Here is a 26,987-nt window from a genome sequence, read left to right on the forward strand (position 1 = left end):
TGCCGACCTAGGATGGCGGGTGGCGCAGCGTGTCGAGGATGGCGCACTGGCCGCGCTCGCCGCCGCTGCAACTGCCAATCACCCGTTCGAGCTCCGAGGCCATCCGCTGAAGGTCGTTTAGCCGGTTCCGGATGTCCAGCAGGTGCCCGCGGGCGAGCCGGTCGACATCCCCGCAGGACAAGTCGTCATCCTCGGCCAAGCCCAACAGGCTGCGGATCTCATCCAGGGAGAAGCCCAGTGCCCGTCCACGGCTGATGAAACGCAGTCGATCCGCGTCGGCGGGACGGTAGTCGCGATACCCGCCCGCCGTGCGCGGCGGCTCAGGCAACAAGCCGATGCGCTCGTAGTAGCGCACGGTTTCGGGATGGCACCCGCTGCGCTCCGCGACCTCTCCAATCTTCATGGGCTTGACCCTGTAGCGACTCCGGGGTTTAGGATCGCCGACCTGGAAGCGGGCCGCAAATCCTCGGACGCCCGCTCGACTTGGAGACATGATCATGAGTGATTCGTGCGGCTGCGGAAGCACGGTGGATATTCGCGCGCTGGAGGCGGGACAGCGGCGCGTGTTGATGATCGTGCTGGCGATCAACATCGCCACCTTCGTGATGATGATCACCGCGGCGATCTACAGCGGCTCGTCCTCGTTGCTGTCGGGTAGCCTCGACAACCTCGGTGATGCGTTGACCTACCTGCTGAGCCTGGCGGTCATCGGCGCCAGCCTGCGCGCCAAGGCCAAGGTGGCGCTGTTCAAGGGGTTGCTGATCCTCGGTGCCGCGGTCGCGGTCGCCATCCAGATCGGCTGGCGTCTGGCCCATCCGGAGGTGCCCATCTTCGAGGCCATCGGCATCGCCGCCGTGATCAATCTTGCGTTCAACGCCTTGTGCCTGTGGTTGCTGACCCCGTACCGCTTTGGCGACGTGAATATGTCATCGGCCTGGGAGTGCTCCCGCAATGACCTGTACGAGGGTGTTGCGGTGCTTCTGGCGGCCGCCGGCGTGTGGCTGTTCGATGCCGGCTGGCCCGATCTGGTCATCGCCGGCGGGCTGTTGCTGATGTTCCTGCGGTCCTCCGCTCGGGTACTCCGCATGGCTTGGCGGAGTTACCGGGACGAGGTGAAATAGCGAGTTACTGCCCGTTGTCCGGTCCACGAAGAAGAAATGCTCCGTTCTGACACGTGGCTGGAGCGGCCACGAAAGTCAGCTATGACAGGCAGTTAGCTCACTTTTGGCCGTTTTTTAAACGAATCCCTGCCGACTCTCAAGAATGGCGATCTGGTTGGTACCAAAAGGCCAAATGGCAGCAGCCGCGTTGCCCATCTGATGTTCAAGGGCGCTTGCGCGCCTTCAATCCAGTCGTCCTGCCTGAGAGATCACCGGTCTGCCAGTCCGGCAATGCCGAAGCCGATTCCAAGAGCCGAGTTTTTCAACGGAATAGGCCGGAAGCCGCCATTGGGTGCCGCCGGTCAACGTCGGTGGGCTGGGCATCGACGGCCGGTCCAAGTGGTCAATCTCTTCGGTCTACGCAAGGGCGCGAGCGACGCGTGGAAGTCGGTGTCGAAGGCCACGCCTTGGCGCGCGTGCGGCCAACGCATGCGCGCGGCACGCGCGAAAGCGAGGGCTACCGGCTGGTGCAAGGGTGCGAATGGCACCAAGGCATCCAGTTTCGCGAGCACGGTTTCGTCGAGCGAGCGGGCGTCGTGCAGGTCACCGCCATGTACGATTCGGTGCACCACCACGTCGGGGCTGGGCCACGGCTCCGACAATGCCTCGAGCAGGGTGGCAAGGCGCTCCTGCGCATCCACGCCGACTGGAATTTCGGCCCGGGAGCGCTCGAGCAGACGAGACTGCGCGCCGTGTCCCTCAGTGTTGAACAGATAGGACGCGCCCTTGAGGGTGGACGAGCCAACGTTGAGTGCAAGAAGCCGGCGCGTGGTCACAGGTGTCCCCGAATCATGTTCATGGGGACCGCACCGCCCGGCGCAACAGCTGCGCATTGATTGCCACAACGACGGTGCTCAGCGACATGAGCACTGCCCCAAGCGCAGGTTGCAGCAGGATCCCCCATGCGGCGAGAACGCCAGCGGCGAGAGGGATGGCGACGATGTTGTAGCCGGCGGCCCACCACAGGTTCTGGATCATCTTGCGATAGGTGGCCTTGCTCAATTCGATGATCGCTGGCACGTCGCGCGGGTCGCTGCGCACGAGTACGACGTCGCCGGCCTCGACCGCGACGTCCGTCCCTGTGCCGATGGCGATGCCGACGTCGGACGTGAGCAGCGCCGGAGCGTCATTGACACCGTCACCCACCATCGCGACGCGCTTGCCCTGGGCCTGCAGCTCCTCGATCTTTGCCACCTTGTCCTCGGGCAATACCTCGGCGAAGACGGTGTCGATGTTGAGTTCCTTCGCGACCGCGTTTGCGACCGCCGTGGAATCACCCGTCAGCAGGACAACCTCCAGTCCTTCGTCGTGCAGCCGCTTGACCGCGTCGAACGATTCGGGACGGATGGCATCCGCGATCGCAAATACGGCGAGCACCCGGTCGCCTTCCACCAGGTAGGTTGCAGATTGACCATCGGCTGCCGCTGATTCGGCAGCCCGCCGAAGCGTCTCCGGCGGTTCGACCGCGAGCATTCTCAACAGACCCGGCCCGCCAACGTGAAGCGAGCGCTCTTCGACGACTGCGCGCACGCCGCGTCCCGGCATGGACTCGAAGTCCTGCGACATCGGAACGTCGATGCCATGTTCCTTGGCGCTGGTCATCAGCGCCTGCGCGATCGGATGTTCAGCGTCGCGCTGGACCGACGCGGCCACGCGAAGCACCTCGTCGTCGGTGAGTCCATCGGCGGCAGTGGTCTTCACGACGCGGTGCGAACCGAGCGTGAGCGTGCCTGTCTTGTCGAACACGACCGTGTTCAGCAAACGGGCCTCTTCCAGGCCGCGTCGATCGCGCACGAGCAGGCCGTTCCGTGCGCCAATCGTGGTCGAGATGGCGGTCACCAGCGGGATGGCCAAACCCAGCGCATGGGGACAGGCGATCACGAGCACGGTCACTACGCGCTCGATCGTGAAGCTCCACGGTCGACCGAGGAGTGGCCAGACAATGGCGGTAACCGCGGCGGAGACGATGGCGATGATCGTGAGGTAGAACGCCGCCCGGTCCGCCAGGGCCTGGGCGCGCGAGCGCGACGTCTGGGCCTGCTCGACGAGCCGCATGATACCCGCGAGCGCGGTCTCGTCGCCGGTTCCCGTCACCTCGACACGCAACGAGCCCTGTCCGTTGACGGTGCCGGCGATCACCCGGTCGCCCGTCGACTTGTCCATCGGCTTGGACTCGCCGGTGATCATCGCTTCGTTGACGGCGCTGGTCCCTTCCTTCACGACGCCGTCGGCGGGAATGCTCGCGCCGGGCCTGATGAGCAGCAGGTCGCCGCGCTTCAGTTCCGCGACAGGGACTTCCTTCGCGGTACCGGCCTCATCCAACCGCACCGCCATATCAGGCAGCAGCTTCGCGAGTTCCTTGAGAGCGCCCTGTGCCTGGTTGATCGAACGCATCTCGATCCAGTGGCCGAGCAACATGATCGCCACCAGCGTCGCCAGCTCCCACCACAGGTCCAAGCCCTCGACAACGCCGAGCGTGACCAACGCGCTGTAAAGGAAGGCGACGGTGATCGCAAGCGAGATCAGCGTCATCATGCCCGGCAGGCGATTTCTCAGCTCGTGGTATCCGCCGCGGACGAACGGCGAGCCGCCGTAGAAGTACACGATCGTGCCGAACACCGCCGGGATGTACGCCGACCCCGGGAACTGTGGTGCGGTGTAGTCGAACCAGTGCTGGATCATCCCGCTCCAGATCAGAGTGGGGATGGTCAGCAGCAGCGTGAGCCAGAACTTGTCGCGGAAGCTCGCCACGCTGTGGCCGGCATGCTTGTCGTGCCCGGCATGGACGTCGCCGTCAGCACCCTTGCGGGAATGCGGCGGTTGCCCGCCATGCGCCTGATGATCGTGCTGATGATGGTCGTGTTGCGTCATGGGTCTGCCTTCTTGGATGCACTGATGCACTGGGCATCAGCGGGGAGATAGATCAGTGATTCTGCAAGGGACTGTCTGAAATCGCGATCCCCAATGGTCGGGGCTCCAGCTGCTTACAAGTGCCCCGATCTGGCGATGGCCGTCACCAGCCGCAGCGAGAGCAATGCCGCAGCAGCGAAAGCCACGATAGCCAGGAAAGGCATGTGACCGAACACTTGCGGGCCGTCGGAGTGCAGGCTCAACAGCGCACCACATACATACAGGCCCAAGGTGACCAGGGCCAATGCCAGCCGATTGCCCGTGCGGGCGATTGCCTCCTGCGTCGAACTCAGGCCATGGTGATGTACGGAGAGGGCGGGCCGTCCGTCGCTCAGTTGCGCCTGCCGCAACAGGTCGGTGGCGATCTGGGGCAGCTGGCGGGCGGTGCGGGCCAGCCGCATGGCGAGCGGCCTGTTGCCGCCGGGGCGGCTGGCATCGGCGATCTCGGCGATCTCGGCCGCCTGCGCGGACAGCGTCCCCAGCAGATCCAGATCCGGATCCAGCGCCCGCAGCGTGTTCTCGACCAGGAACAGCGTCCGGATCAGGGACAGCAGGTGGGCCGGAAGCCGGAAGCCAGCGCCCTGCCCAATGCGTGCCACGCGCCAGATTGCCTCGGCAATGGACCACTGCGCCAGCGGACGGCTGGCCATCTCGGCCAGGATCAGGTGGATCTCGCGCACGTGCGAGCGCCGTTCGACCTGCGGCGGGAAGAAGCCCAGGGCGATTGCCGCATCCAGCACGCCCTCGGCATCGTCGGCCGCGATGGCCTCGACCATGCCGCCCAGCGCGAGCCGGGAAGCCGGGTCGAGCACGCCGATCGAGCCGAAATCATGCAGGCACAGGCGACCGTCGTCGAAGAAGAACAGATTCCCTGGATGGGGATCTGCATGGAATACGCCGGCGCCGAACAGCTGATGCACGTAGGCATCCAGCAGCTCCCTCGCCAGCGCGGGAGCGGCCGCTGTTCCGTAGGCGGCCTCGAGGCGGGTGCCGTGGCTTCGATCCTGGACCATCACGTCGCGGGCGGCGTAAGGTTCGACGACGTGTGGCTGGGTGATGCCGGGCAGGGCGTCAAGCACCCTGGCCATGCGACGCATGTTCTGTGCTTCGTGGCGCATGTCGATCTCGTCGCGCAGGAAGGCACCCAGTTCGTCGACGAGCTCGAGCGGGCGGTGCCGCGTGAGCGGCGGCCACAGCCACTGGGCCACGCGCACCGTGCGCCGCAGCAGCCGCAGGTCGGCCTGCACCTGGGCATGGATGCCGGGGCGGGTGATCTTGACGACCACGTCGCGTCCGTCATGCATGCGCGCCGGGTGGATCTGGGCGACTGAAGCCGCGGCCAGCGGCCTGTCATCGAAGCTGGCGAAGAGCGCGTCGACCGGTGCGCCGAACGCCTGCTCGACGCTGCGCCTCGCCTGCTCCGCAGGAAACGCCGGCACATCGCTGTGCAGTCGCGACAGCGCCTCCCGATAGGGCGCCGGCAGCAGGTCCCAGCGCAGGCTCAAGCCCTGGCCCAGCTTGACGAAGGTGGTGCCCAGCCCCACCAGGGTGGTGCTGATGTAGGCGGGAAGCCGATCGGGTGCACGCCGGCGCAGGCGCAGCACGGCGATTCCGAGCTTCAGTCCGGCCCAGGCGATCTGACCTCCGCGGCGCACCGTGCCGGCCATCAGCGCGAGGTCCTGACCGGCACGCTCACGAGGCCTGTCCCGTTTCCGGGCGCAGGACGGTGGCCGGATCGCCGCGACCATCCACTGCCGCCAACTCCGCTTCCGACAACAGACTGCCACGGGACTCGCCGAGGACGCCCGCAGCCGCATCGACCACGTGCGCCCAGGTGCTGCGGTTGGCGAACAGCAGGCCGGGCACGTCCAGCGTGCCGCCGCGGTTGACGAAGCCCAGCGCCGCAGTGGTGGCCGGGCCGGTGTCGAGCCGGCGCAGAGCGCCGAGGAAGGGTTCGGGGCGGGTGTGGGTGACGAATACGCGCGGTCGGCCCACCGGGAACAGCGCCTGGACCGCGCTGTCGGAGTGCACGTACCGCGCCTCCTCCGGATCGCGCGGCGCGCGGAACCGGCCGGGCTCGCCGAGATAGACGATCGCGGCCGACACCCCGCGTTCGGCCAGGCGCGCCTGCGCGCGACGCACTTCCTGCAGCTGGTACGCGCCGGTGGCCACCAGCAGGATCGCCGCCGTCGCCGGATCGCCGGCCAGGCAGGTTGCGCCGGTCACGGCCAGCGCCTCGGCCTGCTGTGGCGTCAGCTCATGCGGCACCGGGCGCTTGGGGACGACCAGGGTGGTGACCGTGCCGCGTTGCGCGTAGGCGTGGGCGAGGGCCGCGGCGGCGCCATTGGCGTCCGGGGGAAACACCACGCGCGAAATGTCGGCCATTTCGCCCAGCAGCGCCTCGGCCATGGTCGGATCCTGGTGGGACTGTTCGTTCTTCGCGTTCTCCCAGGTGTGCGAGGTGAGAACCAGCGGGACGCCAAGCCAGCCGGGCGGACGTCCGGCCTGGGCCTGATGGCGGGCGAAGATCAGCTCTTGGCGCACGGCGCCCAGCATCTTCGGTGCGAACGCCTCGTAGGTGACCACCAGGTTCAGCCCGCCCTTGTTGCCGAGTGCGGCGCAGACCACGGCTTCCTCGTTGAGCGCGGTGATGACCGCGCCGGTTGGCGATTCGGCGACGCCGGGCTCGGGCTCGTGCACCCGGTGCTTCATCGCGTCCAGGGTGCGGTCGAGCTTGTTGCTGCGCAGCTCGTCGGGATTGCCCACGCGCACGCGCAGGCCAGGGTTCGCTTCGGCGATCGCGACGAACTGCTCGTCGAGTGCGGTCATCGGCGAACTCTCGCCGCCGGCGCCGCGGTCGGCGATCGCCGGGACGCGGGGCGGTTCCACCTGGCGATCGGCCAGCGCATGGTCGCGCTCGCGCACCCGCTGCTGGAGATCGTGGCTGTTGAGTGCGGCAACGGCCTGCTCGAGCTCCGACGCGGCCACGAACAGCGCCGCGGCGCCTTCATTGAAGAGCGTGCGCGCCGCGGCATCCTTCGCCGGATTCCCCGGCAGCGGCAAGTTGTGCGAGGCGTTGGTCCCGGCGCCGGGGAAGCCGAAGCCCTTGACGGTTTCGGCGATGCCATAGGGCAGCCGCACGTCGGCGGGAACAGCGGCGCCCGCTTGCAGGCGCGACTCCATCACGTGGATGCCCCACGCGATGCTGGCCGGATCGCGGCCGTCCAGCGCGATCGGATCAAAGCCGTTCAAGCGCAGGTGCCGGTTCAGCCACCGCTCGCCGCCCTGCTGGGTGATCTGGCTGCGCTGTTCGATGCGCCGCCCGTTGAGGATGATGATGGGGCTGACGAGTCCGCTGTCCTCGGCACGCCACCAGCGCGGCGCCCAGTCGCTGCCGCGCTGTTCCTCGAACGCACCGTCGCTGAGGAAGGCCACCAAGCGTTCGTCCTTCAGCGGTGCGTGCACATATTGCAGCTCCGCAAAGCCGAGATAGCCGCCTTCCATCACGCCCCCGGCGGTGTGCGCGTTGACGTGGGAGCCCAGTGGCGACGCCGGCGTCCCGTCCGGATTGAGGGTGTAGGCGTAGAAGTCGCCGACGAACCGGCTCAGCCCCGCGTCGGACCGGTCGTAACGTTCGGCGTGCCGGTCGGTCATGTTGCCAACCAGCACGTTCAGCGCGTCGATGGCGGCCACGCAGTGCCCCTGGCCCATCATCCACGCGCGGGTGACGCCATCCAGGGCGTCCATCAGCAGGTAGCCGGCGTAGGCGGGCACCATGTTGAGGGACCCGCCGGTGTGGCCTTCAGGCGTGGTCTTGAAATCATCGACCTCCAGGGCCGCGCCGTCGGTACGAACGCGCTGGCTGTAGGTCATGTGCGCCACCAGCCACATGCCGGCGCTGGTGACGCGGTCGGCCGCCGCAAGCCGCTGCCAGGCGGTTTGGGCGTCGGGCGTGCGGCCCAAGGCCACCAGCTCGTCCACCATCTGGCGGACCCGAAGCTGGGTGAGCGGGTCATGCCGGATCACGCCGTAGCCGGCAGCCCAGTGGGCGAACGCGGGATCGGCCTGCCGGTGGGCGTCGGCGAGCTCAAGGATCCGCTGGCGCTCGGCGGCCGACAACTGGTCCGCGGTGCAGCAGTTGAGATGCAGGTTCATGGGTCCTCCGGGGAATTGGTCGACGCAGCCATCAGTGTCGAGGCCGCAGCGGCAAGGTCCGCGCCGAGCGCAATCGCGTTCGACGGGTGGGGAATGGTGTCGGTGCTCACGATGCGGGCCAGGCCCGCCTCCTGCAGGCGGGCATAAGCATCGCCCGCGAACACCGGATGGATGGCGACCAGCAGCGGCGGCGGCAGGGACAGCTGGCGCAGGTGCGCGAGGGTTTCCAGGATCGTGTGGCCTGACGACACGATGTCGTCGATCAGCACCGGGGTGCGGCCGGCTACGGCCGCCGGGTCGGGCAGGCTCACGCGCACGTCATAGTCGCCGTGCCGCTCCTTGGTCAGCACCTGCCAGGGCATGCCGGAGCGGGCGGCGATGTCGGCGACCCATTGCTCGCTCTCGCTGTCGGGTCCAATCAGAACCGCGTCGGGGACGGTCTCGGCGATCCAGCGCGCCATGGCCGGCGTTGCCGACACATGGGCCGTCGGCATTTGGTAGAGCGATTGCAGACGCTCGACGCGGTGCAGGTGCGGGTCCACGGTCACCAGCCAGTCGAACGCCTCCTCCAGGAACTGGGCAAACAGAGGGGTGCTGACCGCTTCACCACCATGGAAACGCTTGTCCTGGCGCATGTACCCCAGGTAGGGCGCGATCAGGCCGACCGAGCGCGCTCCGAACTCGCGCGCCGTTCGGGCGGCGAAACGCAACGGGAGGGCCAGGGCATCGGCGTGGCGCAGGCTGGCCAGGATCGCCACATCGGCGCCGGCCAGCGCATCGTCCAGGGTGACCAGCGACTCGCCATCAGGGAAGTGCCGCCAGGCCACGGGTGCAATGCGCGCCTGCATAGCCTGGTTCATGGTGCCGGCCAATGCTGCATCGGCCGGGAAGGGCATCAGTACACGGTTCATGGGACATCTCCAATGACAAAGGGTTGCAATGCCGCTGCGTGCTCTAGGGCGTAGGCCAGTTCTCCCGGCGACTCTGCATGCAGCGTCAGCAGGGGTTGTCCGCGTTCGACCGTATCACCGACCCGCAGGCCGGTTTCCAGGCCTGCGGCGGGAGATGTCGGTGCGCCGGCCAGCTTGGCCAGCCTGGCCAGCCTGCGGTTGTCGATCTCCGCGATGCGACCCGACGCAGCTGCCGGGACGTCGGCGATGAAGGCTGCCCGCAGCGGTTCGCGGAAGCCTCCCTGGGCCTCGCAGATCGCCAGGAATTTGGCCAGCGCGGCGCCGGAATCCAGCACGCTGCGCGCGCGCTGCAGCCCGGTGCCGGCGCTGCTGCCCGGTGCCATGTCCAGCAGCGCCGCCGACAGCGCAAGCGCGCGTTCGCGCAGGTCGGCCGGTGCGTCGGTGGCGTTGCGCAGCACCTTGAGCACATCGTTCGCCTCGAGCGCCGGGCCGATGCCCCGACCCACCGGCTGGGTGCCGTCGGAGCGATGGATGGCCAGCTGCAATCCAAGCGCGCTGGCGGTGTGTGCAAGCCGCGAGCCGAGGCTGTCGGCCGCAGCCTCACTGCGCACCTTGGCGGTCGGACCCACCGGCATGTCGATCAGCACGTGGGTGGAGCCCGCCGCGATCTTCTTCGACAGCACGCTGGCGACCAGTTGGCCGTCGCTGTCGAAATCCAGCGGCCGCTGGACCCGGATCAGGATGTCGTCGGCCGGGCTCAGGCGCACGTTGCCGCCCCAGACGATGCAGCCGCCCTCGCGCTCCACCACCCGCCGCATCGCCGCCAGGTCGAGCGCCACCGGCGCCATCACTTCCATGGTGTCGGCGGTGCCCGCGGGCGATGTGATGGCGCGCGAGGACGTCTTCGGGATGCGGTAGCCCAGCGCGGCCACGATGGCCACCACGATCGGGGTGGTGCGATTGCCCGGCAGGCCGCCGACGCAGTGCTTGTCCAGCACCGGCCCATCGCCCCAGTCCAGGCGCTGGCCAACCGCGATCATGGCCCGCGTCAGCGCGGTCGTCTCGACGTTGTCGAGGCGGTCGCCCGCGCTGGCCGTGACGAAGGCGGCAAGCTCCAGGTCCGACAGCCTGCTTTCCATCACGTCCTGCACCAGGGCGAGGTACTGCGCGTCGTCCAGCCGTGCCCCGAACACCTTGGCGCGGAGCGCGCCTGCCGACGCCGCAGGTTCCGCGTGCCGGACCCGGGCAAGGACATCGGGCATGGGATCGAGCAGCGTCCACGCGGTCTCCGAGAGCGCCACCTCGTCCAGGCCGAGCCGATCGTCCACGACCACGTTCAGCGTCGCCACCAGCGTGCGCGAACCCACGTCTAGCCTCACGCGAGTCATCGCGGCAAAGCCTTCCGAGCGGCAGACTTCACAGTCGCGGTGCATGTACACCACCGGCTGCTGGTAGGTGTCGATGCCGGCACGGGTGACGCGCAGCAGGGTGTGAGCAGCGGCCAGCTCGCTCATCGCGCATCCTCCAGTCCAACGCGCTCCAGGTGCTCCGGAACGCGCGCGCGCCAGCCCAGCTCACGCTGCACGCGCCCGCGCAACGTGTCGGCTGCATCGGGCTCGCCGTGGGTGAGGTAGACCATGCGCGGCGCGGACGGGGCGGTGCGCATCCAGTCGAGCAGCTCCCCGGCGTCGGCGTGGCCGGAGAAGCCTTCCAGCTGCACCACCTCCGCGCGAATGGGGACCTCGCGACCGAACATGCGCAATGTCCGCTTTCCTGCCGCCAGCGCGGCGCCGCGTGTTCCGCCGGCCTGGTAGCCCGCGAGCAGGATCGCGTTGCGGTCATCGGGGCCGAACGCCTCGATGTGGTGCAGCACGCGTCCCCCGGTCGCCATGCCGCTGGCCGAGATGATGATCATCGGCCCGCGCTGGCGGTTGAGCGCTTTCGACTCTTCCACCGTGTTGACGAAGGTGGCCACGTCGAACATCCGCTGGCAGTCCTCGTCGGACACGTGGTGCTCGGAATGGTGGGCGTGGTAGTGCCGGGTCGCGTTGATCGCCATCGGGCTGTTGAGGTACACCGGCACGCGAGGGATCTCCTTGCGCTCACGCAGCCGGGCGATGTGAAGCATGAGCGCCTGGGCGCGGCCGATGGCAAAGGCGGGGATGACGATCACGCCCCCGCGGGCAGCGACGCGGCGGATGATGGGGGCCAACTCGGCCTCCTGGTCGATCGGGACGTGTTCGCGATTGCCGTATGTGGACTCGCAGACCAGCACGTCACAGGCGGGCAGGGGCGTCGGCGGATTCATCAGCGACTCCTGCTGCCGCCCCAGGTCGCCACTGAAGTGCAGGCGCTGGCCCTGGACATCCAGGCTGACGTGGGCGGCGCCCAGGATGTGGCCCGCGGGATGGAAGCGGACCGTGAAGCCGGACGCGACCTCGATCTCGCGTTCATGGTCATGCCCCTGGAGCTGCTTCAGGCTGCGGCGGGCGTCCTCTTCCGTATAGAGCGGTCGCGGCTCCTTGTGCTTCGAGTAGCCCTTGCGCGCGGCGTACTTCGCCTCTTCTTCGAGCAGGTGTCCGCTGTCGGGAAGCAGCAGGCCGCATAGTGCGACGCTGCCGTGGGTGCAGTGGATCCGTCCGCGGAACCCCTGCTTGACGAGTGCGGGCAGGTAGCCCGAATGGTCCAAGTGGGCGTGGGTCAGGATCACCGCATCGATTGATGCCGCGTCGACGGGAAACGGTGCCCAGTTGCGGTCGCGCAGCTGCTTGTAGCCCTGGAAGAGACCGCAGTCGACCAGCACGCGCTGGCCATTGGCCTCGACCAGGTAGCGCGATCCGGTGACGGTACCGGCGGCACCGAGGAACTGCAGCGTCGGGCGGGAAGTCGAGGTCATGATGAGCTCCGGTTCTGGCAGGAAGTGATGGGGGACAGCGGGCACACGTCCGACGCAGATCGCGCCGGACGCGTGGCTTGCTCACGGTCGAATCAGCTCGACGATGTCATTGACCTTGGGCTTTCCGGAGATCACTTCAGCCTCTGCGTAGTGGTCGTCGAACAGCCCGGTGATGCGCACCTGACCGACGGCTTCCCGGCGAAAGCGCGGCCCGATACCCCGGGGACCGCGGTTACGGCGCTTGTGCCGGATCACATCCAGCACCTGGTCGACCTGGGCTCCGTCGGCCTTGCCGACGCAGACCACCAGTGTGTCGTCCTGCGTCTCCAGAACCTGGCCGCGCATCAACACGTTGTGGCGGAACCCGCCTTCGCTCGCGGAAGCAGCCCCCGGCAGTGCGAAGGAGAAGGCAAAGGCGCCCGCCAGCGCCAGCGCGGCGAACCAGCGATTGGGATTGGTGCGTGGGCCAGCAAAACAGGCGGCATGTGTGACGTTGTTCATTGTGTGGACTCCTTGAATGGATGTGAGGCGAAACAGCGAGACTGCGAGAGCACAAACGGATGGAACACGACGGTCGGCCTTCATCGGACTTCCCCCGCCGATCGGACAGGACCGCGCCGGCGTCGCGGTATGAAGGCCGGCACCTCCTGCATGTAGCTCACGTAGTCCTCGCCGAAGCGGCTCAGGCAATCTCTCTCCTCACGACGCGCGAGGCGGGCATAGGCCCACACCAGCACCGGATAGCTGGCGAGCGTGAGCAGCGTGGGCCACTGCAGGAGGAAACCAGTCAGTACGAGTACGAAGGCGACGTACTGCGGGTGACGCATGCGTGCATACGCGCCCTCCCGGGCAAGCCGACCCTCACGCTGTGCCCGATACAGCACGGGCCAGGCTGCCGACAGGAGCCAGAACCCGCCGCCGATCAGGATGAAACTCGCCAGGTGGAATGGACCGAAATGCGGATTGGCGCGCCAGCCGAACCACATCTCCAGCAGATGGCCGGCGTCGTGGCTGAGCCAGTTGACCTGCGGATAGTTGGCGCTGAGCCACCCGCCCAAGACGTACAGCGTCAGCGGGAAGCCATACATTTCCGCGAACAGGGCCACGACGAAGGCGGAGAACATACCGAACCCACGCCAGTCCCAACGGGTCAGCGGTTTGTAGAAGCTCCAGGCGAAGAAGATGAAGAACGCGGCGTTGATGGCGGCGAGGAGCCAAAGACCGTAGCCGGAGTCAGGTGCGTGCATGTCGGTGTCCTTCGTTCGAGGTGTCGGACGTTTCGTCGTTCCATGCCCGGTTCCGACGGCTCTGATGGTGGCCATGGGGTGGGTCGTCGGCATTGCCGTCGCGCCCATGACTTCCGTCGCCTCCATGACCGCCATGCCCTTTGTGCATGAACACATGCATCAAGGGACACAGCAGCAGGATGGCCAGCGGCAGCCAGCGGAGCGTCCCCGCAAGGTGGGCGCGGTGCTCGACGCCGAGATAGAACAGGGCCAGCGCCAGGAAGATCCAGAAGACCCAACGTCGGGACCCTGAGGTGGCAGGACCAGGAACAGTCATGGCAAGTTCTCCTGAGTGGGGCGACGTCCAAGGAGTCGCCCCGGGGTGGACCTGACGAATCCGCCGCCCTCAGCGGCGGCAACGGATTCGATCAATGCGCAGACATCGTCGCCAGTCGGGATGGAGTCCGGCAGCGAAGTCCAGGCGTGGACGGCATGCTCCATCCGCCCGTGCATGGCCAGCAGGTTGTCCAGTTGCTGGCGGGTGTCTTCGAGTCTGCGTCGGATGATGTCGCGCACCAGCGGGCAGGGACTCCTTCGCAGAACACTGTGGCGGACGATTTCCTCGATCTCCGCCAGCGTGAAGCCGAGCTGTTGGGCGGTGCGAATGAAGCGCAGGCGCTGGAGCTCCGAAGCCGAGAACAGCTGGTAGCCGCTCTCGGTGTGCCTCGCCGCCTGCAGCAGGCCGCGCCGCAGGTAGTTGCGCACCACATGCACCGTGACATCGCCCTGCCGTGCCAGCTGGCGGACCGTCATCAGCGGCGGCGCGACTTCGTCTTTGGCCGTCATTGGCGTACTCCCGGCAAGGTGTTGATCAGGCTAGACCTGTGTCTCGCACGCAGGTCAAGCCGCCCTGGGGCGGACGGAGCCAGTAACGCGTGACCTCGCCGCGAACGGACGGATGTTCTCGTCCGTACGTGCGCGGACAATCCGTTCTTACTTGCGTTGAACGTGCGCCACATCACGGCACTTCAACGGTCAGCGCGGCGGATGCCGGCGCCTTCCTGGCCAGCTGCCGCTGCTTGATCAACGAGTACAGTGCCGGGATCACCACCAGCGTCAGCACCGTCGACGACACCATGCCGCCCACCATCGGCGCGGCGATCCGGCGCATGACTTCCGAGCCGGTGCCGCTGCTCCACATGATCGGCAGCAGGCCCGCCATGATCGCGACCACGGTCATCATCTTCGGGCGCACGCGGTCGACCGCGCCTTCGATGATGGCCTCGCGCAGGTCCCGTGCATCCAGCGCCCGCCCTTCGGCCTGCCTCTGCGCGGCACGCGCTTCAAGTGCGTGGTCGAGGTAGATCAGCATCACCACGCCGGTTTCCGCGGCGACGCCGGCCAGCGCGATGAAGCCCACGATCACCGCGACGCTGGTGTTGTAGTCGAGCATCCACATCAGCCAGATGCCACCGACCAGTGCGAAGGGCACCGACAGCATCACGATCAGCGACTCGGTGACGCGGCGGAAGTTGAGGTACAGCAGCAGGAAAATCAGCGCCAGCGTCACCGGAACGACGACACGCATCTTCTCCGCGGCACGTTGCATGTACTCGTACTGTCCACTCCAGGTCACGTAGTAGCCAGGCGGGAACTGCACCTGCTCGGTGACCGCTTCCTGCGCAGCCTTCACGTAGCGGCCGAGATCGCTCTCGCGGGTATCGACGTAGATGTAAGCCGCCAGCATCGCGTTCTCGGTGCGGATGCTCGGCGCCCCCTTCCTGACCTCGATCTGCGCCAGTTCGCCCAGCGGCACCTGGGCGCCGCCGGGGACCGGCACCAGGACCTGGCTGCCGATCCGGTGCGGATCGTCGCGCAGCTCGCGCGGGTAGCGCACGATCGCGCTGAAGCGCTCGCGGCCCTGGAGGATGGTGGTGACGATCTCGCCGCCCAGCGCGGCGGCCACCACGTCCTGCACCTCGCCCAGGGTGACGCCGTACTGGGCCAGGCGCCCCAGGTCGGGGGTGATGTCGAGGTAGTAGGCGCCGGTCAGGCGCTCGGCGAACGCGCTGGTCGTCCCCGGCACCTCACGCACCACCGCTTCGATCTCGGTGGCCAGCGCGTCGAGTTGCTCAAGGTCCGTGCCGAAGAGTTTGATGCCCACGGGCGTGCGGATGCCGGTGGCCAGCATGTCGGTGCGGGCCTTGATCGGCATCGTCCAGGAGTTGGCGACGCCCGGGAACTTCAGCGCCTCGTCCATCTCGGCGATGAGCTTGTCGGTGGTCATGCCCTCACGCCACTCGTCCTCGGGCTTGAGGTTGATGACGGTCTCGAACATCTCCAGCGGCGCCGGGTCGGTGGCGGTCAGGGCGCGACCCGCCTTGCCGAACACCGACTCCACTTCCGGGAAGCCCTTGATGATCCGGTCCTGCTGCTGCAGCAGCTCCGATGCCTTGGTCACCGACATGCCGGGAAGCGACGCGGGCATGTACAGCAGCGTGCCTTCGTTGAGCGTGGGCATGAACTCGCTGCCCAGGCGCGATGCAGGCCACAGGCTGGCAAACAGGGCGACCAGCGCGAACATGACTGTGGCCATGCGGTGCCGCAGAACGACGTTGATCACCGGCCGATAGGCCGCAACCAGGAACCGGTTCACCGGATTCTTGTGCTCGGGCACGATCTTGCCGCGCACGAACAGCAGCATGAGTACCGGTACCAGCGTGATCGACAACAGCGCGCCACCGGCCATCGCGAACGTCTTGGTGAATGCCAGCGGCTTGAACAGGCGCCCTTCCTGCGCCTCCAGGGCGAACACCGGCAGGAAGGAGACGGTGATGATCATCAGGCTGAAGAACAGCGCCGGCCCGACCTCGCGACAGGCATCGATGATCAGCTGGGTCCGGCTGCGGGAGCCGTCGGAGCGTTCGATGTGCTTGTGCGCGTTCTCGATCATCACGATCGCCGCGTCGACCATCACGCCAATCGAGATCGCGATGCCGCCCAGGCTCATGATGTTGGAGTTCATGCCCAGCATGCGCATCGCGATCACCGCGATCAGCACGCCGACGGGCAGCATGACGATCGCGACCAGCGCGCTGCGCGCATGGAACAGGAACAGCAGGCAAACCAGCGCGACGATCAGGCTCTCCTCGAGCAGCGTCGTGCGCAGCGTCTTGATCGCACGCACGATGAGGTCGGAGCGGTCGTAGACCGCCTGGACGCTGACGCCTTCGGGCAGGCCTCGCGCAAGTTCCGCGATCTTGTCCTTCACCCCGCCGATCACGGCCAGGGCGTTTTCGCCGAAGCGCGCAATGACGATCCCGCCCACAACGTCGCCTTCGCCGTCCAGGTCGGCGATGCCACGGCGCTCATCGGGTACCAGTTCGACCCGGGCGACGTCGCCGATCAGCACCGGTGCGCCCCCTTCGGCGCGCAGAACCAGGCTCTCGATATCCTCGATACCGCGCAGGTAGCCGCGGCCCCGCACCATGTACTCGGTCTCGGCCATCTCGATCACGCGGCCGCCGACGTCGCGGTTGCTCTCGGCGATCACCTCGGACACGCGTGAAATCGGGATGTCGAACTCGCGCAGCCGGACCGGATCGACGGTGATCGAGTACTGGCGCACGAAGCCGCCGACGCTGGCGACCTCGGCCACGCCGGGCGCGGTGGTGAGCTGGTAACGCAGGTACCAGTCCTGCATCGCGCGCAGCTCGTCCAGCGAGTGGCGGTCGCTCTGCAGCACGTACTGGTAGACCCAGCCCACGCCGGACGCGTCGGGTCCCAGCGCAGGTGCCACGCCGGCCGGGAGGTTCTTCGACGCGACGTTGAGGTTCTCGAGCACGCGCGAGCGCGCCCAGTAGAGGTCCGTCCCTTCTTCGAAGATGACGTAGATGAAGGAGGCGCCGAAGAACGAGAAGCCGCGTACGTCCTTCGACCTGGGCACCGAGAGCAGGGCGCTGGTCAGCGGATAGGTGACCTGGTCCTCGACCACCTGGGGCGCCTGCCCCGGATACTCGGTGAACACGATCACCTGCACGTCCGACAGGTCCGGCTGGGCATCCAGCGGCGTGTTCATCAGGGCGTAGATGCCGCCGGCGACGATCGCCAGTGTCATCACCAGGACCAGGAAGACGTTGCGGACCGACCATTCGATGAGGCGGCCAAGCATGTCAGTGCCCCTCGTGGCTGGTGGGGGAGGGCGGAGTCTTCTCCGGGGCGGCGGGCATGGAGTGGCCGGCGTGCGGATCAGCAACCTCATCACCATGGGCTGCGTGCGGGTCAGCGGCGTCCTCACCGTGCCCGGCGTGCGGATCCTCAGTGGTGCCCGAGGGGGTCCCGTGTCCTGTGTGACCTTCAAGTCCTTGGAGCGCCGACTGCAGGTTGCTTTCTGCGTCGATCAGGAAGTTGGCGGAGACCACGACCTGTTCGCCCTCGGTCAGGCCGTCGAGGATCTCGATGCGATCGCCGCCGCGCCGCCCCAGGCTGACATCGCGCGGTGCGAAGCGGCCAGGGCCGGTCTCGACCAGCACCACCTGGCGCGTGCCGCTGTCGAGCACGGCCGAGCGCGGAACGGTCAGGACCGGTCCAGCTCCCGGCTCCTCCAGCACCACCGTCCCATACAGCCCGGGCCGCAGGTCGCCAGCGGGGTTGGGCAGGGCGATGCGCACATCCACGGTGCGCGTCATCGCATCGATGACGGGCTGCACGAAGGTGACCTCGCCCTCGGCCACCTGGCCCGGCAGGGCCACGGTTTCAAAGCGGGCCGTTTGGCCGGGCTGGATACCCGCGGCCTGCGCCGCCGGGACCTTGGCGATCACCCACACCGTCGAGAGGTCCGCCAGGCGCAGGATGGTTTCGCCGGGCTCGAAGCGTGCGCCCTGGACCACCGGCTTCTCGATCACGACCGCGTCCGCGGGCGCGGTGAGCACCAGACCGGCCTTGCCCATCTGCGCGTCGCTGATTTCCCAGTTGCGCAGGCGGGTGCGGGCGGCATCGCGCAGGCGGACCATCGACGCCGCGCTCGCGGGATCGGACCCGGCCAGCCTGCGGGCGGTCTCGTCGGCCAGCCGGTATTCCTGCTGCGCCGCGGCCAGCTGCGGGCTGTAGACGGAGAGCAGCGGCTGCCCGGCGCTGACCCGCATGCCGGTCTGGTTCGCGTACAGCCGCTCCACCCAGCCTTCGAAGCGCGGGGCGATCGCGTACTGCCGGGTCTCGTCGACCTCGACCGTGCCGCTGGTGCGCACGGTAGCGGACAGGGCTCCGCGCTTGACCGCTTCGGTGCGCACGCCCAGCGCCTGCACCTTGTCGGGTGGCATCACCACCGTTCCCGGCGCCGCGGCAGGCGCGTCGCCGGCGTAGACCGGAATGTAGTCCATGCCCATCGGGTCCTTCTTCGGCACCGGCGAGGTGTCCGGAAGGCCCATGGGATTGCGGTAATAGAGCACCTTGCGTTCCGCGGCCGGCGCTTCGGCGGACGTGGCTGCGGTGGGCGAACCGTTCGTGGCGCGGCCCGCCATCCAGCCGACGGCGAGGGCGGCGAGTGCAACGCCGATGGCGAGCGACAGGGTCTGGACACGGGTCATCGGATCTCTCCTTCGATGGCGCGCACGGCGGCGGCGCCCAACAGTTCGTCACGCAGTGCATCGACCCGTGCGAGGTCGGCGCCCTGCCATTCATTGAGTGCTTCCAGCAGCGTCCCGAAGTCGACTTCGCCGACCTGGTAGCTGGCCAGCGCGGACTGCCAGGTGGCGTCGGCCTGCGGCAGCAGCGTGTTCTCGATCAGCGCGCGGCGCTCGCGTGCGCTGGTCCACTGCGACCAGGCGGAAGCGCCGCGTTCCTCGACGGCCCGCAACGTGGCATCTCTGCGGGCCAGCGCCGCGTCTTCGAGCAGGCGCGACTCGCGCTCGCGTTCGCGGCGGGCGCGCTGCTGGAACGGGATCTCGACCTCGAGCATCAGCTCGGTGCTTTCGAGGCCGTTGCCGAGCTGCATCGCACCCACGCCCAGGGTGATGTCCGGAAAGCGGTTGCGACGCTGCAGCACCACGTTCGTGCGCGCCGCCTCGGCGCGGGCCTGCTGCGAGCGCACCGCGGGATGCGCATCGGCGTCATCCAGTGCCTCGGCAAGCGAGGCGCTGTGGACGGCGAGGCGCGGCGCCTCGCCGGGAGTCGCCAGCGGTGCATCGGACCGGCGCCCCAGCACCGCGTTCAAGGTGGCGGCCGCCTCCTGCTTGGTCGCGAGGCGTTCGATCCGCTCGCGCTGCAGGCTGGTCTGCTCGACCTGGGCGCGGATGGCATCCTGCTGCGCCGCGCGGCCCAGGGCGTAGCGCACGCCGGCCATCTCTTCCACCTGGCGGAGCAGGGCGATGCGGCGATCGAGCACGGCCACGGCCTGGTCGGCATGCCAATACCGTGCGTAGGCCGCCTCGGCGTCGGACAGCAGATCGCGCGCCGTGGTGATGCGGTCGAGTCCGACCGCGATCGCGTCCTGGCTGGCCGCGGTCCGCGCCAGCCCGCGCTTGCCCCAGAGCGGGAAGCGCTGGCGCAGCGCGTAGTTCACCTCGCGCTCGGCACCGGCGGTGCGCCAGGGCTTGTCCGGATCGAGGCCGCGGAATCCAACCGAGGCCATCGGATCGGGCAGGGCACCTGCGGGAAGGATCCTCGCTTCGGCGGCCTGGGTTTCGAAGTCCATGGCCCGCAGCTCGGGGTTGTGTTCCAGAACCCAGGTGCGGATCGACTCGAGGCTGTGCCCCGGGATGGGTTCGGTGGCGGTCGCGGGCAGCGCCAGCGTCCACAAGCCGCCGGCGAACACGCAGGCAAGCAGGTGCCGGAGCAGTGGCCGACGGCGGAACAGCGGGTAAGGGTGCAGGCGCCTGGCCTGCATCGGGTCGAACAGGGATGCCATATCAGTGTCCTTGGGCCGACGCGACGCAGGTCGCTCGGACGAGGCAGAACACATGCCGTGACGCGCACGGCACGAACGCACAGCACTGCGCCGCACAGAGGCGTGCGGAGCAGTCAGCGTTCGGGCATCAGATCAGCAGGAGAGCCGCTGGATGGGCGGTGGGGCTGTGCCAGGCGGGCCTGGGTGGTGCATCCACCCATGCAGACGAAACCCCGGGACCGGCGTCTGCGGTCTGAGCGACCGCGAACCAGGAGAGCCACGCACCGACAATAAGCGGTGGCACCGGGGGGATGCGACTGCTGTCAGCCGAAATGCCCCCTTCGCTGCAATGTGCGGCACACAGCGCCGTGTCCGCTGAGGGAAGATCGGCGTCACAGCCGTGGTTGGGGTCGTGTAGGGCGTAAGCGTCAGCCGCGTCTGCGGTGGTCGCTCCCGGGAGATCCAGGCAACCGCCATGACCGGCCAGCGCGAACTGGGACCAGAGCAGCGCCGCCATCGCGAGGAGGGCGGCGCGCTGCAACCAGTTCCGGTAGCGACGACGGATCATGACTTGAGTTTACCCCATGTCCGGCCCGATGCAACTGATCCAGATCAATCCCCCGGGCAGATCGGGTGACTGGACCGGTATGGCCGCTTTCGGTGTCGCCGAAACCGGAGCCGACCCGGCCAGGCGAAGCGCGCGGGCCACAACCGACACCTAGCTCAGTCTCATGGCGAGCGCCGCAACCATCGGGCTCAGCGGGATCCCCGAGCGCGAGTAGAGCGCGCCGGCGGCGGCCGGAACCAGCTTCAGGCTGATCGCTCGTCCGGGTACCCAGCCTCACTGAGCGCTGAGAGGAACGCGCCCCCGTCCATGTCGCTATCGACCCTCACCTGACGCGTCGGTGGGTCGGTTTCGATGCGGGCTTGGGGGTCCACACTGAGCAGTGCCTTCTTGACGGACTTGGCGCAGCCGCCGCATGTCATGTTTGGAATGTGGAAACGAAGCATCTTGATCTCCTGATCGACTGTGGTGTCGGATCAATATGGGGTTTGACAGCGTGGCAAGGTCAATCGGCTATCAGCAGAATGTTTGCAAGCTGCTCACGGCTGGCCGACAACGGCGCCGAGAACTCTTGCGAATGCACGTCCGACCACGAATGAGTCATCTGACGCCGCGGTTACGCGAGGAGGCGGGCGTGTCGGCCCCAAACCGAGGCGTCCTATGTGGACCCTGCGAACGCGACTCCGCCGCTGTTGGCTCGGCCAGATCCGCAAGGATCGGGCATTCCGGTCGGTCATCCCCGTGGCAGTGGTCGGCCAGATGCTCGAGCGTTTGCACCATCGCCTGCAGCTCGGCGATTCTCGTCTTCAGTCCGGCGGCATGGGAAAGCGCCATCGCCTTGACGTCGGCGCTTGCGCGCTCACGGTCGCGCCACAAGACCAGCAGTTCTGCGATCTGTTCGACAGAGAAGCCAAGGTCTCGTGCGCGACGGATAAAGCGAAGGCTATAAGCGTCAGGCGTGCTGTAGTGTCGGTAGCCGGCCTCAGAGCGCGCAGCTTTGGGGATCAAGCCGATCTGTTCGTAGTAGCGGATCATCTTCGCCGACACGCCTGAAAACTTGGCTGCTTCACCGATATTCATCATTCTCTTTTCCTGGTCACCCAAGGATGCTTGGTTCGACACGCTAGGCCGGCGTCCGCCACATCGATCCTGTCTTGGTGTTCAGTCAGGCGGCACCGTGTCTTGGGATCAATGTTCGATTGCCTGGCGCGGATTGGGCAATGCCGCCCCGCTCTGGGGCATCCCCGTACGGGTTTCGATCGTTATGGGAGCCTGGAAGCGCTTGAGCCGGAGCGCGTTGCCGAGCACGAAGACACTGGAGAGGGCCATCGCGGCCGCAGCGAAGATCGGCGAAAGCAACATGCCGTTCACCGGGTAAAGCGCACCCGCCGCGACCGGGATCAGCAGGGCGTTATAGGCAAAAGCCCAGAACAGGTTCTGCTTGATGTTGCGGATCGTCGCTCGGCTGAGCGCGATGGCATTCGTCACGCCGCGCAGGTCGCCCGACATCAGCACCACGTCGGCGGCCTCGATCGCCACATCGGTTCCCGTGCCGATGGCGAGCCCGACGTCCGCTTCGGCCAGCGCCGGCGCGTCGTTGATGCCGTCGCCCACGAAGGCGACCCGCGCGCCATTGGTCCGGAACTTCTTCAGCGCCGCGACCTTGCCGTCGGGCAAGACCTCGGCCGCGACTTCATCGATGCCGAGCTGCCTGGCGATCGCCGCGGCCGTCGCGGCATTGTCGCCGGTGATCATCGCGACCTTGAGTCCCAGCGCATGCAACGCCTTGATCGCCTCGGGCGTGGTCTCCCTGATCGGGTCGGCCACCGCGATCACCGCCGCCAGCCGGCCGTCGATCGCGGCATAGAGCGGACTCTTGCCTTGGTCGCCGAGACGCTGGGCGACAGGCAGGAAGTCCGACACATCGATACCGATCTGCGTCATGAATCGGTCCGCGCCGACGGCGACGGTGCGACCGGCGACCTTGGCCGACACGCCGAAACCCGGCGTGGCCTCGAAGCCCCCGACGGGTGCGAGCGTGATGTCCCGCTGCTTGGAGGCGTCGACGATCGCTTCTGCGATCGGGTGCTCGGAGCGGGTCTCGACCGCGGCGACAAACGCCAGGACTTCGTTGTATTCGAAGCCTTCGGCAGGCACCAGGTCGGTCAGCTCCGGGCGCCCCTTGGTCAGCGTGCCGGTCTTGTCGAGCGCGATGACACTCACATCGCGCAGCGCCTGCAAGGCCTCGCCCTTGCGGAAGAGAACGCCGAGCTCGGCCGCGCGGCCCGTCCCGACCATGATCGAGGTCGGCGTGGCCAGCCCCATGGCACAGGGACAGGCGATGATGAGCACCGCGACCGCATTGACGAGCGCGAAGGACAGCGCGGGCTCCGGTCCGAAGGCCAGCCAAACAAGGAAGGTCAGCGCGGCCCCGGCCATCACTGCCGGGACGAACCACATGGTGACCTTGTCGACCAGCGCCTGGATCGGCAGCTTGGAACCCTGCGCTTCCTCGACCAGGCGGATGATCTGCGCGAGCACCGTGTTCGCGCCGATCCTCGTCACGCGGAAACTGAAAGCGCCGGTCTTGTTGATCGTGCCTCCGACGACATCGGCGCCCACCCCCTTCGATACGGGGACCGGCTCGCCGGTGATCATGCTCTCGTCGACATAGGAGGCGCCCTCGACGACCTCGCCGTCCACCGGAATCTTCTCGCCCGGTCGAACCAGCACGACGTCACCGGTCGCCACCTGATCGAGCGGAATTTCGACCGTATCGCCGTTGCGCTCGACGCGCGCGGTCTTGGCCTGGAGTCCGACCAAGCGCTTGATCGCCTGTGAGGTTCGCCCCTTGGCGCGCGCCTCCAGCGAGCGCCCGAGCAGGATCAGGGTCACGATGACCACGGCGGCCTCGAAATAGACGTTGGCGGTGCCCGGGGGCAGCACGTCGGGGACGAAGGTCGCGACGACTGAATAGCCGTACGCGGCCGCCGTGCCAACCGCGACCAGTGAATTCATGTCGGGGGCAGCGCGCAGCAACGCTGGTACGCCCTTGCGGAAGAAGCGTAGCCCCGGACCAAACAGCACGAGGGTGGCGAGCGCGAACTGGATATACCAGTTCGTCTGCTGACCCAGGACCCCCATCACCCAATGATGCATGGCGGGAATCAAGTGGGACCCCATCTCGAGGATGAAGACTGGCAAGGTGAGGACGGCGGCAATGGTCAAAGCCCGCCGCAGCCCCCGTGCCTCGCTCTCACGACGCTCGGCGTCATGATCGCCTGCACTTGCCGTATCGACGGACAAGCGGCGGGACTTGTAACCCGCCTGTTCGACCGCCGCTTCAAGGTCCGCCGTGGAAACGACCCCGGCAAGGTGGCGCACCCGCGCGCGCTCGGTCGCCAGGTTGACGTTGGCTTCGAGCACGCCCGGGATCTGTGCGAGCGCCTTTTCGACCCGGCCCACGCACGACGCGCAGGTCATGTCCTCGATCGCGAGCTCGGTGGTCTCTTCGCGCACCGTGTAGCCGGCACTCTCGATGGCGCGAACCGCAGCCCGCGGATCGGCCAGGCCAAAGAAGGTGAGGTCGGCACGTTCGGTGGCGAGATTGACCGCGGCTGTCTGGACGTGAGGGATGGCTTTCAACGCGCGCTCGACGCGGCCGACACACGAGGCACAGGTCATGCCCTCGATCGGCAGGCTCAAACGGGTGGCGACGCGCTTCGGTGGATCGAGGACCGCGTGGATGGGAGCGGAGGTCATGGAACCAGCTCTTCAGCGAGGACGTGGAATCAAGCTTAAAGATTCCCACGATGGCAAGGTCAAGGACTGAGGCGGCCCGACAGCTCGGCACGTGCTACCCGCGCGGCCAGGCCGCTGCGTTCCTCGCGCGCCTGACTCAGGCTGCGCCGGAGCTCCTCTTCGCCCAGTTCGCGCTCCAGCTCGGACTTCACCGAATGCCATTGCGCGCGCGCGCGCCGGACCCACAGGCCGGCGAACCTTGCAACGTTCGGCAGGCGCTTGGGGCCCAGCACCACCAGAGCGACCACCGCGATGACGAACAGCTCGGAAAAGCCAATGTCGAACATGCCTTGAGTCGGGCTCGGACCGGAGTCGCGTGCTCAGCGCGGGACACTTTCGTCGTGGTGGCTGCGCTCGGCGTCATGGCTGCCAGCGTTTCGTGCGTCGATGCTCAACTGGGCTGGCGGCGTCACTTGATCGTCGCTGACACCCTGCTTGAAGCCCTTGATCGCTTGGCCAATGTCGTGCCCGGCGTGCTTCAGCCGCTTGGTACCAAACACGAGCACCACGACTGCAAGCACGATCAGCCAGTGCCAGATACTGAAACTTCCCATAAGAGCCCTCTCAATGGTTGATGAAAAGAACACCTGCTCCGAGACAATGAGTACTGGTAGCTGCGGAGCGCTTGGATAATCAGTGATGCACAACGGTTGCAGCGCTACATGGGACTGAGGGTCCCAAGCACGGAAACAACGCCCACGATCGACGTGGCCAATATGGCCTCCGCCGCCAGACTCTGCCGCAGGGCGCGCACTTCCTGCGCAGGGTTTCCGCTGGTCAACGCCCGTCCCAGGCGTGGCACCAGCGCCCAACGGTGCAGCGCTCCCAGTCCGAGCATTCCGCCGAATAGAGCGAGCTTGACCAGCAACAGGTTTCCGTAGGTGCTTTGCACCAGCGTCGGCAAGGACCAAGCGGTGAGATCACCGTAGTGCGCGATACCGGACACGATGAGCGCAGCTACGAAAATCGTGCCCAGCGTCGAAAAGCCATGTAGAAAATCATGCGTGGATCGCAGGCGGTCGTTGCGGGAGGCTTCCTTGCCTTGCAGGAGCATCCCCAAGAACATCAAGACCGCTGCGACCCAGCCGCCTGCTGCGAGAAGGTGGACGAGACCCGCGGCAAGCCGGACCGCACCTGCCATGCCCTCGCCAGCAGCGGCGTGGCCGTTCCATGCCAGCGAAGCGAGTGCGCCGCCCGCCAGCGTCGCCGCCAGCGGGAAGGCGGACTCCACCGTCCCGCGACGACGATGCCACCCGAGCAAGAACGCCATGGCGATCAGCAGCACGCTTCTCGCCATGGCTGCGCGGCCCGCGGACGTTTCGAGCAGATACCAGCCAAGCGATTCGCGATCAACGTCGGCAATCGGCATTCCCATGATGCCGGCGGTCTTGAATACGACATCGGCCCCGGTGAGCACGAGCCCGACGGCGGCACTCACCAACAGAACGCCCATGAATGGCCACCCGGCCAGGGCGTCGGCGAGTGCCGGTCGGCGCAAACCGTACCAACCGAACAGTGGAACCCCGAAAAGAACCATGAGAACCAGGTATTCGAGGAATCTCAGTGCATAAGCCGACAGGTCGAACATTCGCGACTCCTCAGCGCACCGTGAAGCTGAAGCTGCCCGGCATGGGGTGGTTGTCACCGCCGACGGCGCGGTATTCCACCGTATAGACGCCCGGAGCCAGCGGCTGGGGCAACTTGGCACGCAGGGTCTTGCCGTTGTTGACGATCTCGGTCGTGAAGTTCTCGATCGGCATGGTGGAGCTGCCGTGCTTCATGAGCAACTTGAGACGCGACGCCCGCGGAATCAGTGTTTCGTTGAACACGAGATCGATCTGGCCTGGAGAGGCCACCACCGCATCTGCCGCCGGTGTGGACTGCTGCAGCGCAGCGTGGGCGTGCGCGATCTGCAGCGAGAACTGCCCTGCAGCGATTGCCAGGACGAGCGCGAAGGAGCGGAAAAGGTTTGACGACTTCATGGATTGTCCTCTTTGCGAGTGTGATGCAAGGTCCCGTTCCTGGGGCCGTGCAGTGGTGGACCCGACAGCGTTGGCTGTCTGCTTGTCAGTGAAACAACGGTTCGTCGACTCTTGATGCTTGTGGTTTCGCGAAGTGAGGATCCCGCTGGCTACGGCGGGATCCCCGACGCATCAGGCTGCCATGGCACTACAGCTTTCCGCGCAGCGGCGACAGGCATCGGCGCAGCGCGTCATCTCCGGGTCGTTCATGGCATCGCATGCATCGGCACACTGGCGGCAGATCTCCGCGCAGACACCGCAAACCACGTCGTGAACGCTGGCACCGCGCAGCATCGCATTGGCGCTGGTCGAGCAGATCTCGGCACACGTCGCCAGCAGGGCGATGTGCTCCGGCGCCGCGTGGGCACCGCCTTTGCCCAGGCAATAGTTGATGGTCTCCAGACAGATCGCATGGCATTGCGTGCAGTTGTCGATGCACTCGTTCATGGCCTGGGACCG

At 67.2% G+C, this 26,987-nt stretch carries 23 protein-coding genes and 1 pseudogene; 1 reads left to right on the top strand and 23 read right to left on the bottom strand.

The window, feature by feature from the left end; all coding sequences use genetic code 11:
- Window positions 1–7 precede the first annotated feature (7 nt).
- Window positions 8–403 carry a MerR family transcriptional regulator gene (locus WB794_RS10040; protein ID WP_320388291.1) on the bottom strand — a complete coding sequence of 132 codons (396 nt, stop codon included), beginning with the start codon at window positions 401–403 and terminating at the stop codon, window positions 8–10.
- Window positions 404–497: 94 nt separating this feature from the next.
- Between WB794_RS10040 and WB794_RS10045 the strand changes: the two genes are divergently transcribed.
- Window positions 498–1,121, top strand: a complete 624-nt coding sequence (locus WB794_RS10045; protein WP_337335723.1) for a cation efflux transmembrane domain-containing protein — start codon at window positions 498–500, stop codon at window positions 1,119–1,121.
- 341 nt (window positions 1,122–1,462) lie between these two features.
- On the opposite strand, the gene WB794_RS10050 is transcribed toward WB794_RS10045, so the two are convergent.
- The 22 genes and pseudogenes from WB794_RS10050 to WB794_RS10155 form a co-directional block, all read right to left on the bottom strand.
- Window positions 1,463–1,936, bottom strand: a complete 474-nt coding sequence (locus WB794_RS10050; RefSeq protein ID WP_320388293.1) for a hypothetical protein — start codon at window positions 1,934–1,936, stop codon at window positions 1,463–1,465.
- Window positions 1,937–1,955: 19 nt separating this feature from the next.
- Window positions 1,956–4,031: a heavy metal translocating P-type ATPase gene (locus WB794_RS10055; RefSeq protein WP_337335724.1), complete on the bottom strand. Its 2,076-nt coding sequence runs from the start codon at window positions 4,029–4,031 to the stop codon at window positions 1,956–1,958.
- Between the two features lie 113 nt (window positions 4,032–4,144).
- The gene (locus WB794_RS10060) at window positions 4,145–5,737 is read right to left on the bottom strand and encodes an ABC1 kinase family protein (protein WP_337335725.1); all 1,593 of its coding nucleotides are present in this window, start codon (window positions 5,735–5,737) and stop codon (window positions 4,145–4,147) included.
- 25 nt (window positions 5,738–5,762) lie between these two features.
- On the bottom strand, window positions 5,763–8,225 hold the full coding sequence (locus WB794_RS10065; RefSeq protein ID WP_337335726.1) for a phosphoketolase family protein: 2,463 nt from the start codon (window positions 8,223–8,225) through the stop codon (window positions 5,763–5,765).
- Complete coding sequence (locus WB794_RS10070; RefSeq protein ID WP_337335727.1) at window positions 8,222–9,136, bottom strand: ribose-phosphate diphosphokinase; 915 nt, start codon at window positions 9,134–9,136, stop codon at window positions 8,222–8,224. The genes WB794_RS10065 and WB794_RS10070 overlap by 4 nt, the downstream gene beginning before the upstream one ends.
- On the bottom strand, window positions 9,133–10,650 hold the full coding sequence (locus WB794_RS10075) for a thymidine phosphorylase family protein (protein WP_337335728.1): 1,518 nt from the start codon (window positions 10,648–10,650) through the stop codon (window positions 9,133–9,135). The genes WB794_RS10070 and WB794_RS10075 overlap by 4 nt, the downstream gene beginning before the upstream one ends.
- Complete coding sequence (locus WB794_RS10080; RefSeq protein WP_337335729.1) at window positions 10,647–12,032, bottom strand: MBL fold metallo-hydrolase RNA specificity domain-containing protein; 1,386 nt, start codon at window positions 12,030–12,032, stop codon at window positions 10,647–10,649. The genes WB794_RS10075 and WB794_RS10080 overlap by 4 nt, the downstream gene beginning before the upstream one ends.
- A gap of 81 nt (window positions 12,033–12,113) precedes the next feature.
- Window positions 12,114–12,533: a hypothetical protein gene (locus WB794_RS10085; RefSeq protein WP_298855014.1), complete on the bottom strand. Its 420-nt coding sequence runs from the start codon at window positions 12,531–12,533 to the stop codon at window positions 12,114–12,116.
- A gap of 80 nt (window positions 12,534–12,613) precedes the next feature.
- Complete coding sequence (locus tag WB794_RS10090; RefSeq protein WP_337335730.1) at window positions 12,614–13,279, bottom strand: methyltransferase family protein; 666 nt, start codon at window positions 13,277–13,279, stop codon at window positions 12,614–12,616.
- On the bottom strand, window positions 13,266–13,595 hold the full coding sequence (locus WB794_RS10095) for a DUF2933 domain-containing protein (RefSeq protein WP_081759952.1): 330 nt from the start codon (window positions 13,593–13,595) through the stop codon (window positions 13,266–13,268). The genes WB794_RS10090 and WB794_RS10095 overlap by 14 nt, the downstream gene beginning before the upstream one ends.
- A complete protein-coding gene (locus tag WB794_RS10100; RefSeq protein WP_200911324.1) occupies window positions 13,592–14,104 on the bottom strand; it encodes a MerR family transcriptional regulator in 513 nt (170 codons plus the stop codon). Before WB794_RS10100 ends, WB794_RS10095 begins: the two co-directional genes overlap by 4 nt.
- A 172-nt stretch (window positions 14,105–14,276) precedes the next feature.
- Complete coding sequence (locus WB794_RS10105; protein ID WP_337335731.1) at window positions 14,277–17,429, bottom strand: efflux RND transporter permease subunit; 3,153 nt, start codon at window positions 17,427–17,429, stop codon at window positions 14,277–14,279.
- 1 nt (window position 17,430) lies between these two features.
- Window positions 17,431–18,843: an efflux RND transporter periplasmic adaptor subunit gene (locus tag WB794_RS10110; protein WP_337335732.1), complete on the bottom strand. Its 1,413-nt coding sequence runs from the start codon at window positions 18,841–18,843 to the stop codon at window positions 17,431–17,433.
- A complete protein-coding gene (locus WB794_RS10115; protein ID WP_337335733.1) occupies window positions 18,840–20,162 on the bottom strand; it encodes a TolC family protein in 1,323 nt (440 codons plus the stop codon). Before WB794_RS10115 ends, WB794_RS10110 begins: the two co-directional genes overlap by 4 nt.
- 789 nt (window positions 20,163–20,951) lie before the next feature.
- Entirely contained in the window at window positions 20,952–21,152 is a 201-nt protein-coding gene (locus tag WB794_RS10120) for a heavy-metal-associated domain-containing protein (RefSeq protein WP_100322961.1), read from the bottom strand.
- Between the two features lie 154 nt (window positions 21,153–21,306).
- Complete coding sequence (cueR, locus tag WB794_RS10125) at window positions 21,307–21,786, bottom strand: Cu(I)-responsive transcriptional regulator (RefSeq protein ID WP_100323233.1); 480 nt, start codon at window positions 21,784–21,786, stop codon at window positions 21,307–21,309.
- Between the two features lie 108 nt (window positions 21,787–21,894).
- A complete protein-coding gene (locus WB794_RS10130) occupies window positions 21,895–24,468 on the bottom strand; it encodes a heavy metal translocating P-type ATPase (RefSeq protein ID WP_337335734.1) in 2,574 nt (857 codons plus the stop codon).
- Window positions 24,469–24,590: 122 nt separating this feature from the next.
- Window positions 24,591–24,794: pseudogene (gene tatB / locus WB794_RS10135) on the bottom strand (Sec-independent protein translocase protein TatB); the annotation flags it as partial.
- A gap of 33 nt (window positions 24,795–24,827) precedes the next feature.
- Window positions 24,828–25,061 (bottom strand): Sec-independent protein translocase subunit TatA, encoded by a 234-nt coding sequence (gene tatA, locus WB794_RS10140; protein WP_096209561.1) that lies wholly within the window; start codon window positions 25,059–25,061, stop codon window positions 24,828–24,830.
- Window positions 25,062–25,165: 104 nt separating this feature from the next.
- Window positions 25,166–26,095, bottom strand: coding sequence for a copper homeostasis membrane protein CopD (copD, locus tag WB794_RS10145; protein ID WP_337335735.1), 930 nt, complete (start codon window positions 26,093–26,095; stop codon window positions 25,166–25,168).
- A gap of 10 nt (window positions 26,096–26,105) precedes the next feature.
- Window positions 26,106–26,489: a copper homeostasis periplasmic binding protein CopC gene (gene copC / locus WB794_RS10150; protein ID WP_337335736.1), complete on the bottom strand. Its 384-nt coding sequence runs from the start codon at window positions 26,487–26,489 to the stop codon at window positions 26,106–26,108.
- A gap of 171 nt (window positions 26,490–26,660) precedes the next feature.
- Window positions 26,661–26,975, bottom strand: a complete 315-nt coding sequence (locus WB794_RS10155) for a four-helix bundle copper-binding protein (protein ID WP_337335737.1) — start codon at window positions 26,973–26,975, stop codon at window positions 26,661–26,663.
- Window positions 26,976–26,987: the final 12 nt, after the last annotated feature.

Source organism: Denitratimonas tolerans (assembly GCF_037203605.1).
Lineage (GTDB): Bacteria > Pseudomonadota > Gammaproteobacteria > Xanthomonadales > Xanthomonadaceae > Denitratimonas > Denitratimonas tolerans.

Bases quoted from the DNA above. Each gene is read 5' to 3' on its own strand.
- WB794_RS10080 (WP_337335729.1), bottom strand. From the start codon at position 12,032: ATGACCTCGACTTCCCGCCCGACGCTGCAGTTCCTCGGTGCCGCCGGT.
- WB794_RS10055 (WP_337335724.1), bottom strand. From the start codon at position 4,031: ATGACGCAACACGACCATCATCAGCACGATCATCAGGCGCATGGCGGG.
- WB794_RS10040 (WP_320388291.1), bottom strand. From the start codon at position 403: ATGAAGATTGGAGAGGTCGCGGAGCGCAGCGGGTGCCATCCCGAAACC.
- WB794_RS10110 (WP_337335732.1), bottom strand. From the start codon at position 18,843: ATGACCCGTGTCCAGACCCTGTCGCTCGCCATCGGCGTTGCACTCGCC.
- WB794_RS10070 (WP_337335727.1), bottom strand. From the start codon at position 9,136: ATGAACCGTGTACTGATGCCCTTCCCGGCCGATGCAGCATTGGCCGGC.
- WB794_RS10090 (WP_337335730.1), bottom strand. From the start codon at position 13,279: ATGCACGCACCTGACTCCGGCTACGGTCTTTGGCTCCTCGCCGCCATC.
- WB794_RS10120 (WP_100322961.1), bottom strand. From the start codon at position 21,152: ATGCTTCGTTTCCACATTCCAAACATGACATGCGGCGGCTGCGCCAAG.
- WB794_RS10155 (WP_337335737.1), bottom strand. From the start codon at position 26,975: ATGAACGAGTGCATCGACAACTGCACGCAATGCCATGCGATCTGTCTG.
- WB794_RS10060 (WP_337335725.1), bottom strand. From the start codon at position 5,737: ATGGCCGGCACGGTGCGCCGCGGAGGTCAGATCGCCTGGGCCGGACTG.
- WB794_RS10075 (WP_337335728.1), bottom strand. From the start codon at position 10,650: ATGAGCGAGCTGGCCGCTGCTCACACCCTGCTGCGCGTCACCCGTGCC.
- copC (WP_337335736.1), bottom strand. From the start codon at position 26,489: ATGAAGTCGTCAAACCTTTTCCGCTCCTTCGCGCTCGTCCTGGCAATC.
- cueR (WP_100323233.1), bottom strand. From the start codon at position 21,786: ATGAATATCGGTGAAGCAGCCAAGTTTTCAGGCGTGTCGGCGAAGATG.
- WB794_RS10085 (WP_298855014.1), bottom strand. From the start codon at position 12,533: ATGAACAACGTCACACATGCCGCCTGTTTTGCTGGCCCACGCACCAAT.
- WB794_RS10130 (WP_337335734.1), bottom strand. From the start codon at position 24,468: ATGACCTCCGCTCCCATCCACGCGGTCCTCGATCCACCGAAGCGCGTC.
- WB794_RS10095 (WP_081759952.1), bottom strand. From the start codon at position 13,595: ATGACTGTTCCTGGTCCTGCCACCTCAGGGTCCCGACGTTGGGTCTTC.
- WB794_RS10100 (WP_200911324.1), bottom strand. From the start codon at position 14,104: ATGACGGCCAAAGACGAAGTCGCGCCGCCGCTGATGACGGTCCGCCAG.
- WB794_RS10065 (WP_337335726.1), bottom strand. From the start codon at position 8,225: ATGAACCTGCATCTCAACTGCTGCACCGCGGACCAGTTGTCGGCCGCC.
- copD (WP_337335735.1), bottom strand. From the start codon at position 26,095: ATGTTCGACCTGTCGGCTTATGCACTGAGATTCCTCGAATACCTGGTT.
- WB794_RS10045 (WP_337335723.1), top strand. From the start codon at position 498: ATGAGTGATTCGTGCGGCTGCGGAAGCACGGTGGATATTCGCGCGCTG.
- WB794_RS10105 (WP_337335731.1), bottom strand. From the start codon at position 17,429: ATGCTTGGCCGCCTCATCGAATGGTCGGTCCGCAACGTCTTCCTGGTC.
- WB794_RS10115 (WP_337335733.1), bottom strand. From the start codon at position 20,162: ATGGCATCCCTGTTCGACCCGATGCAGGCCAGGCGCCTGCACCCTTAC.
- tatA (WP_096209561.1), bottom strand. From the start codon at position 25,061: ATGGGAAGTTTCAGTATCTGGCACTGGCTGATCGTGCTTGCAGTCGTG.